Below are 6,553 nucleotides of genomic sequence, written 5' to 3' on the forward strand. Positions count from 1 at the left end.
CCGCTGCGTCATGAGCATCTCCGAGCTCGGCGCCACCGAGGACATGCTCGAGGACCTCGCCGACTCCACCCTCGTCATGCAGGGCGGCTACCACGTGCTTACGCGCGATGAGATCGTCGAGGTCCTCCGCGCCAGCCTGTAGAACCGATGACTGTCCCAAAAAGGGACAGGAGCATTTTGGGACATCATGTCAAAGTACCCCAGTGACGTTTTGACGATGGAGGCAATCGTGAAGAGGAACATCGGTGCTAAGCCCGCGCTCTACCCCATGCCTGTGATCGTAGTGGGTGCCATGAACGGTGACGAGCCCACCTGGACGCTCGTCGCGCACACGGGCATCCCCAGTCACAGCAAGATCATGGTGAGCCTCGCTGGCGCGCACTTCATCAACCAGCGCATCAAGCAGGCGAGTGTGCTCTCCGTGAACGTGGTTGACGAGTCCTGGCTCGACCGCGCGGACTTCTGTGGCAGCGTGAGCGGCGCGCGAGAGAGTAAGGCCGACGTCTTTGCCTGGACGGCAGGCGAGGCCGGCACTCCGCTCATCGACGACGCCAAGCTCTCCATGGAGTGCCGCGTGGAGGACGTCTACGAGATCGACCACTTCGAGAACTTCATCTGCTCGGTGGTTGGTACCTATGCGGACGACTCGATTGTGACCGAGGACGGTAAGGTCGATGTGGCCGCGCTGCGCCCCGTGCTCTTCGAGATGCCTACCTACACCTACCTCGCCACGGGCGAGAAGATCGCCGACTGCCTGAGCTTCGCCAAGGTGCGTAAGGCGACCGAATAATCCAAGGTGCAGGTGTAGATTGGAGAAGAACATGTTTACAAGAAGAACCTTCCTAGCCGTCGCCGCCACTGCTACCTCATTACTTGCCGGATGCTCCTCCGAGAACGCTGATGGATCGGCAAACGACGCTCCTGACCAGGGCGAACCCTCCGTTTCTGACGAGCCTGCGGTTGACACCAACGACGGTTCGGAGGCGGCGGCAACCGGCGCAACCCTCGTCGCGTACTTCTCGGCCACGGGCAACACGGAGGGCGTGGCGACCGCGATCGCCGAGGGTCTGGGTGCGGCCATCTTCGCTATCGAGGCGGCCGAGCCCTACACCGAGGCTGATCTGAACTACAACGACGACGCCTCCCGTGTGAGCGTCGAGCGAGCGGATGGGGTCAACCCTGAGCTCGCGCAGGTCACGCCCGACGGCTGGGACGGATACGACGTAGTTCTTCTCGGCTACCCGATCTGGTGGGGCGAGGCGGCCTGGCCGCTGCACACGTTCGTGGTGGGCAACGATTTCACCGGCAAGACCGTGGTGCCGTTCTGCACGTCGGGCTCCTCAGGTATCGGAGACAGTGCCGATGCCCTTGCGGAGCTTGCCGGCTCCGGTGACTGGCGTGAAGGTGAGCGCTTCTCTGCCGACGCCGGCGACGATGCGGCTGATTGGGCCGCTGGCCTCGAGCTATAAGGAGGATCATGAACATCGTCATCTTGCAAGGCAGCCCCAACCGCGACGGCTCCACCGCCATCCTCTGCGATGAGTTCGCACGCGGTGCCCGCGAGGCGGAGCATGCCGTTGCGCGCATCGACGTAGCGCGCGCGGACGTAAAACCGTGCACGGGCTGCGTTGCCTGCGGCTACGGTGCGCGCCCATGCGTCCAGCGCGATGGCATGGTCGCGATCCTAGACAAGATTCTCGCTGCCGACCTGATCGTCTTCGCCACGCCGCTCTACTATTACGGTATGACGGCTCAGCTCAAGGCCGTGGTCGACCGGTTCTGTTCCGAGAACTCCGCCATCACGGGCAAGCATCTGCACAGCATCCTGCTTGCGGTGGCGTGGAACGCGGACAGCTGGACCTTCGATGCGCTCGAGGCTCACTACGACACGCTGGTGCGCTACCTCAGCATGCATGACTGCGGGCGCGTACTCGGTTACGGCTGCGGCATGCCGTCCATGACGCGCGCCTCGAAGGCGCCGCGGCAGGCATACGAGCTGGGACGCTCGTTGTAATGTCCCAAAAAGGGACAGGAGCATTTTGGGACATACTTACGGCAGGAGTCCTGCCGGGTATGTGAAGGAGATGGTCTTATGAAAAAGACGTTGGTGGCATTTTTCTCTGCTAGTGGCGTGACGGCGCGGGCGGCGCGCGCGATCGCTGAGGCAACGGGCGCCGACCTCTTCGAGATCGAGCCCGCCGAGTACTACACGGCGGCGGATCTTGATTGGACGAATAAGCGCAGCCGCAGCTCGCTTGAGATGGAAGATGAGGCCTGCCGTCCCGCGATCGCGGATGCCGTCGCAGATATGGATGCCTACGACACCGTGTTTCTCGGCTTTCCCATCTGGTGGTACGTGGAGCCGCGCATTGTGGACACGTTCCTCGAGGCGTATGACTTCGCCGGCAAGACGGTGATTCCCTTCGCGACATCGGGCAGCAGCGGCATCGGCGGCGCGGAGCGTCGCATGCACACGGTGTGCCCTGCAGCTGCGTGGAAGCCGGGTGCGCTGCTCAACGGTGTCGACGCGGCTGCGTGGGCGAGGCATGTATCGTAAATGATAATTTCAGTACCTGGTACTGAAATTATCATTTTGCAGATGAGGGGAGCGATGATGGGAGAGAAGACATTGGCTTGTGGCATGGAGGCGCTTGCAGCGAAGGATCCGGAGTTCGCCGAGCGTTTCGCGTACTTTGCGGGCGAGGAAGTGCCGAGCGACCCGGCCGCCGAGTTGCCTGCTTGCGAGCGCTACCTGGCGGTGCTCGCGGCACTCTTGGGCTGCCAGGGCGTTGACGACTTTCGCGCCGTGCTGCCCGAAGCGCTCGATGCGGCACTTTCGCCCGTCGAGGTGAAGGAAGTCGTCTACCAGGCGTGCGCGTACCTCGGTATCGGGCGTGTGCGGCCGTTTTTCGATGTGACGAACGAGGTGCTCGCGGCGTGGAGCTGCCGCTGCCGGCTCAAGGTACGACGACGCTCGAGACGCGCGGTACCGCCGGCAACCAGAAGCAGATTGAGTACTTCGGCGAAGGCATGCGCGAGAACTGGAAAGCCGGCGCTTCCGAGCGTGCGACCGTCAACCGTTGGCTCGCGGAGAATTGCTTCGGCGACTACTACACGCGCGGCGGCCTGTCCGACCTCGATCGCGAGATGATTACGTTCTGCTACATCGTGGCGCAGGGCGGTTGCGAGCCGCAGGCAACGGCGCACGCGGGTGCCAACATGAACCTGGGGCGCGACCGCGACTTCCTGTACCGCGTGGTCATGCAAATCTTGCCCTACATCGGCTACCCACGCAGTCTGAATGCGCTCACCTGCATCGATAACGCCGCTGCATCGCGCGCGTGAACCAATGTCCCAAAATGCACCTGTCCCTTTTTGGGACATCTGACCCATTTCGACCCCGTCCCTAAATGAGTCATGTTTGGATGGAGGATATCATGACAGAGCACACTGACTTCACCCCCATGTTCGGCATGGGCAGCCCTAACGACGCGTACGCGCAGTACTTCATCGGGAATTCGTACCTCAACCCGCTGACGAGCGCTGCAGAATGCGGCGTGGGGCTCTCGAACGTCACCTTCGAGCCGGGCTGCCGCAACAACTGGCACGTGCACCACGCCACCAAGGGCGGTGGACAGATCCTCATCGTGACGGACGGTCGCGGCTGGTACCAGGAGTGGGGGAAAGACCCGCAGGAGCTCACGCCGGGTACCGTCGTGGTCATCCCCGCCGGCGTGAAGCATTGGCACGGCGCCGCACGCGACAGCTGGATGAGCCACATTGCGTTCGAAGCGCCCGGCGAGGGTTGCGGCAACGACTGGCTCGAGCCCGTCACGGACGAGCAATACCCAGCGTAGGAAAATGATAATTTCAGTACCTGGTACCGAAATTATCACTCTGAAGTAGTTTTACATGGAGGATGACCATGGTAGATATGCGGTACACGACGCTTGGACACTCCGGCATCACGATTCCGCGCCTGTGCTTGGGTGGTATGAGTTTCGGGCGCGCGTCGGCGGACTTCCACCAGTGGACGATCGGGCCGGATGAGACGCGTGCTGTCATCAAGCGTGCGCTCGAGCTGGGTGTGAATTTCATCGACACGGCCAACTGCTACGCGCACGGCACGAGCGAAGAGTACATCGGCACCGCCTTGCGCGAGCTTGGCGTTCAGCGCGACCAGGTGGTTCTCGCCAGCAAGGTCTTCTTCAACGAGGGCGGGCTCTCGCGTGAGGCGATCAACCGCGAGATCGACGGCACGCTCGCGCGCCTGGGCACGGATTACCTGGACCTCTACATCATCCATCGCTTTGACTACAACGTGCCCGTCGAAGAGACCATGGAGGCGCTCGACGGCCTCGTGCAAGCCGGCAAGGTGCGCGCCCTGGGCGCGAGCGCGATGTACGCCTACCAGCTCCATAACATGCAGGTCGTGGCCGAACAAAACGGCTGGAGCCCGTTCACGAGCATGCAGTGCCACTACAACCTGCTCTACCGCGAGGACGAGCGCGAGATGATTCCCGTGTGCCGCCAGTTCGGCATGGCGCTCACGCCCTACAGCCCACTCGCGTCCGGGCATCTGTGCCGTCCTACCTGGGACTCCGCGTCCAAGCGTTCGACGACCGACGCCACGATGCGCAACAAGTACGACGCGGACCGCGAGCGCGATATGCCCATCGTAGCGCGCGTGGCCGAGCTGGCCGAGCGCCATGGCGTCCCCATGTCGCGCATTGCGCTCGCCTGGCATTGGGCACGCGGCGTGGAGGCACCGATCGTGGGCTGCTCGTCGCCGGCGCGCGTGGATGACGCGGTGGCGGCGCTCGACGTGGTGCTCACGGCAGATGAGGTCGCCTACCTTGAGGAGCCGTACACGGCGCACGAGCTTGTGGGCCCGGCGGCGCGCCCCGGTGAGAAGCCGCTTGCAGGTACCACAAACCCCAACGCGAAATAATCTTCCTGCAGAGACATTCGCACGTCTGCATGGCTAAGGACTATCGACGTCGTAAAATCGGCGCGGGTGCTGTGCTGTTCTGTCAACGGTCGGCTCGCTCTGTGAGCCTTCTGTCTTCAAACTTCCTCGGTGGCATTGTATTGACAAGAATGATATATTCGTCAACTTGTTGATTTCAATTCGAGGAGAAGGAAGTAGCTATGACAGAAGAACAGCGTCCGCGCCGTCGCTGGATGCGTCGTGTGCTCATCGGGGCTGCGATTGTGCTCGTGGCGGCGTTCGTTGGCGTCTCGTTATTCGCAGGCAACTACCTGGTGGATTATGCGCTTACGGTGAATGACGATGGCACGCTTGGTTCCATGAACGGAGCGGCATACACCGGCGTGCAGGATACCGAGGCGCAGCGCACCTACGACGCATGGGTTGAAGGCCGTGAGCTCGACGAATGGACGATTGAAAGTGAAGACGGCCTCAGCCTTTGGGCGCAGTACTATCCTGCGGCAGGGGAATCGCACCGATACGTGCTTGCCGTCCATGGCTACACCGTTGATCATCGCGACATCGCGCCGGCGATCGTGCCGTTCGTCGAAGCGGGCTACAACGTGCTCGCGCCCGATGAGCGTGGACGAGGCAACAGCGAAGGCGACTTCCTCTCCATGGGATACTTTGAGAAGCGCGACGTCATAGCGTGGGCGAGCGAGATTGTGGCGCGCGATGCGCGGGCGCAGATCGTGCTGTATGGCGAGAGCATGGGCGCGGCGACCGTGCTCATGGCGGCGGGCGAGGACGACCTCCCCGAAAGCGTTGTGGCAGTGGTTGAAGATTGCGGCTACACGAGCGCATATGCTATGTTCACCGACCAACTCAAGGAGCGCTTCGGTCTGCCTGAGTTTCCGTTCCTGCCCGCGGCCGACCTCGTATGCAGCGTGCGCTACGGCTTCCGTTTTTCGGGCGCGGATGCAAAGGCAGCACTCGCGACCTGCGAGGTTCCCATCCTCTTCATCCATGGCGGCGCGGACGATTACGTTCCTACGTACATGGGCGAGGAGCTCTACGAGGCATATGAGGGCGAGAAGGAATTGCTTATCGTTGAGGGCGCAGGCCACGGTGCGAGTGCGGACGTGGATCCGGAGCTCTACTACCAGACGGTGTTCTCCTTCCTGGATCGCTACACGGCGTGATGCCGTTTGCACGCTGTGCAACATGATAATTTCAGTACCTGGTACTGAAATTATCAATTTCATTACGTCGGTCTGTCGAGGTGCCGGGTGGACGTACAGGGTATAGTGGTAGCGATATTCACCGCGTGCGAGGAGTTATGCATGCCGAAGAACAAGCAGAAGCGAGCGAAGCGGTCGAACGACATGGTCGAGGCCGCGGCGTCCGAGCCGAAGCCAGCGCCGTCAATGCCCGTGTGGCTCCGCCGGGCGGCCTGCTTCTTCGGGGCGCTCTTCTGTGCATTCGGCGTGGTGTACTGCGTGATGGTGTTGCTCGTAGGCGAGGGTTCGCCCGTCTTCATCGTCGCGATCATCGTGTTCGCTGCCATGGCGGTGCATCTGGTGCGCGCTGGTCTCTCCGATGGTCGCTGGCGAGCGTAACGTA

9 protein-coding genes are annotated in these 6,553 nt (G+C 62.1%); all 9 read left to right on the forward strand.

Annotated features, from left to right (window positions below; translation table 11 throughout):
• Positions 1 to 229 precede the first annotated feature (229 nt).
• The 9 genes from QZ079_RS07300 to QZ079_RS07340 all read left to right on the forward strand — a co-directional run bounded on the left by QZ079_RS07300 (position 230) and on the right by QZ079_RS07340 (position 6,549).
• Positions 230 to 790, forward strand: a complete 561-nt coding sequence (locus QZ079_RS07300) for a flavin reductase family protein (RefSeq protein ID WP_297037065.1) — start codon at positions 230 to 232, stop codon at positions 788 to 790.
• Positions 791 to 821: 31 nt separating this feature from the next.
• On the forward strand, positions 822 to 1,469 hold the full coding sequence (locus QZ079_RS07305; RefSeq protein WP_297037067.1) for a flavodoxin: 648 nt from the start codon (positions 822 to 824) through the stop codon (positions 1,467 to 1,469).
• An 8-nt stretch (positions 1,470 to 1,477) separates the two neighbouring features.
• On the forward strand, positions 1,478 to 2,014 hold the full coding sequence (locus QZ079_RS07310; protein ID WP_297037071.1) for a flavodoxin family protein: 537 nt from the start codon (positions 1,478 to 1,480) through the stop codon (positions 2,012 to 2,014).
• A gap of 78 nt (positions 2,015 to 2,092) precedes the next feature.
• Positions 2,093 to 2,557: a flavodoxin gene (locus QZ079_RS07315; protein ID WP_297037074.1), complete on the forward strand. Its 465-nt coding sequence runs from the start codon at positions 2,093 to 2,095 to the stop codon at positions 2,555 to 2,557.
• A gap of 380 nt (positions 2,558 to 2,937) precedes the next feature.
• Complete coding sequence (locus QZ079_RS07320; RefSeq protein ID WP_297037077.1) at positions 2,938 to 3,345, forward strand: carboxymuconolactone decarboxylase family protein; 408 nt, start codon at positions 2,938 to 2,940, stop codon at positions 3,343 to 3,345.
• Positions 3,346 to 3,437: 92 nt separating this feature from the next.
• Positions 3,438 to 3,857: a cupin domain-containing protein gene (locus tag QZ079_RS07325; RefSeq protein WP_297037078.1), complete on the forward strand. Its 420-nt coding sequence runs from the start codon at positions 3,438 to 3,440 to the stop codon at positions 3,855 to 3,857.
• Positions 3,858 to 3,925: 68 nt separating this feature from the next.
• Complete coding sequence (locus QZ079_RS07330) at positions 3,926 to 4,951, forward strand: aldo/keto reductase (RefSeq protein ID WP_297037081.1); 1,026 nt, start codon at positions 3,926 to 3,928, stop codon at positions 4,949 to 4,951.
• 200 nt (positions 4,952 to 5,151) lie between these two features.
• Positions 5,152 to 6,132 carry an alpha/beta hydrolase gene (locus tag QZ079_RS07335; RefSeq protein ID WP_297037084.1) on the forward strand — a complete coding sequence of 327 codons (981 nt, stop codon included), beginning with the start codon at positions 5,152 to 5,154 and terminating at the stop codon, positions 6,130 to 6,132.
• Positions 6,133 to 6,273: 141 nt separating this feature from the next.
• Positions 6,274 to 6,549, forward strand: a complete 276-nt coding sequence (locus QZ079_RS07340) for a hypothetical protein (RefSeq protein ID WP_297037087.1) — start codon at positions 6,274 to 6,276, stop codon at positions 6,547 to 6,549.
• Positions 6,550 to 6,553: the final 4 nt, after the last annotated feature.

The organism is uncultured Enorma sp., assembly GCA_905210055.1.
In the GTDB taxonomy this organism is placed as follows: Bacteria; Actinomycetota; Coriobacteriia; order Coriobacteriales; family Coriobacteriaceae; genus Enorma.

Bases quoted from the DNA above. Each gene is read 5' to 3' on its own strand.
- QZ079_RS07305 (WP_297037067.1), top strand. From the start codon at position 822: ATGTTTACAAGAAGAACCTTCCTAGCCGTCGCCGCCACTGCTACCTCA.
- QZ079_RS07310 (WP_297037071.1), top strand. From the start codon at position 1,478: ATGAACATCGTCATCTTGCAAGGCAGCCCCAACCGCGACGGCTCCACC.
- QZ079_RS07315 (WP_297037074.1), top strand. From the start codon at position 2,093: ATGAAAAAGACGTTGGTGGCATTTTTCTCTGCTAGTGGCGTGACGGCG.
- QZ079_RS07325 (WP_297037078.1), top strand. From the start codon at position 3,438: ATGACAGAGCACACTGACTTCACCCCCATGTTCGGCATGGGCAGCCCT.
- QZ079_RS07330 (WP_297037081.1), top strand. From the start codon at position 3,926: ATGGTAGATATGCGGTACACGACGCTTGGACACTCCGGCATCACGATT.
- QZ079_RS07335 (WP_297037084.1), top strand. From the start codon at position 5,152: ATGACAGAAGAACAGCGTCCGCGCCGTCGCTGGATGCGTCGTGTGCTC.
- QZ079_RS07340 (WP_297037087.1), top strand. From the start codon at position 6,274: ATGCCGAAGAACAAGCAGAAGCGAGCGAAGCGGTCGAACGACATGGTC.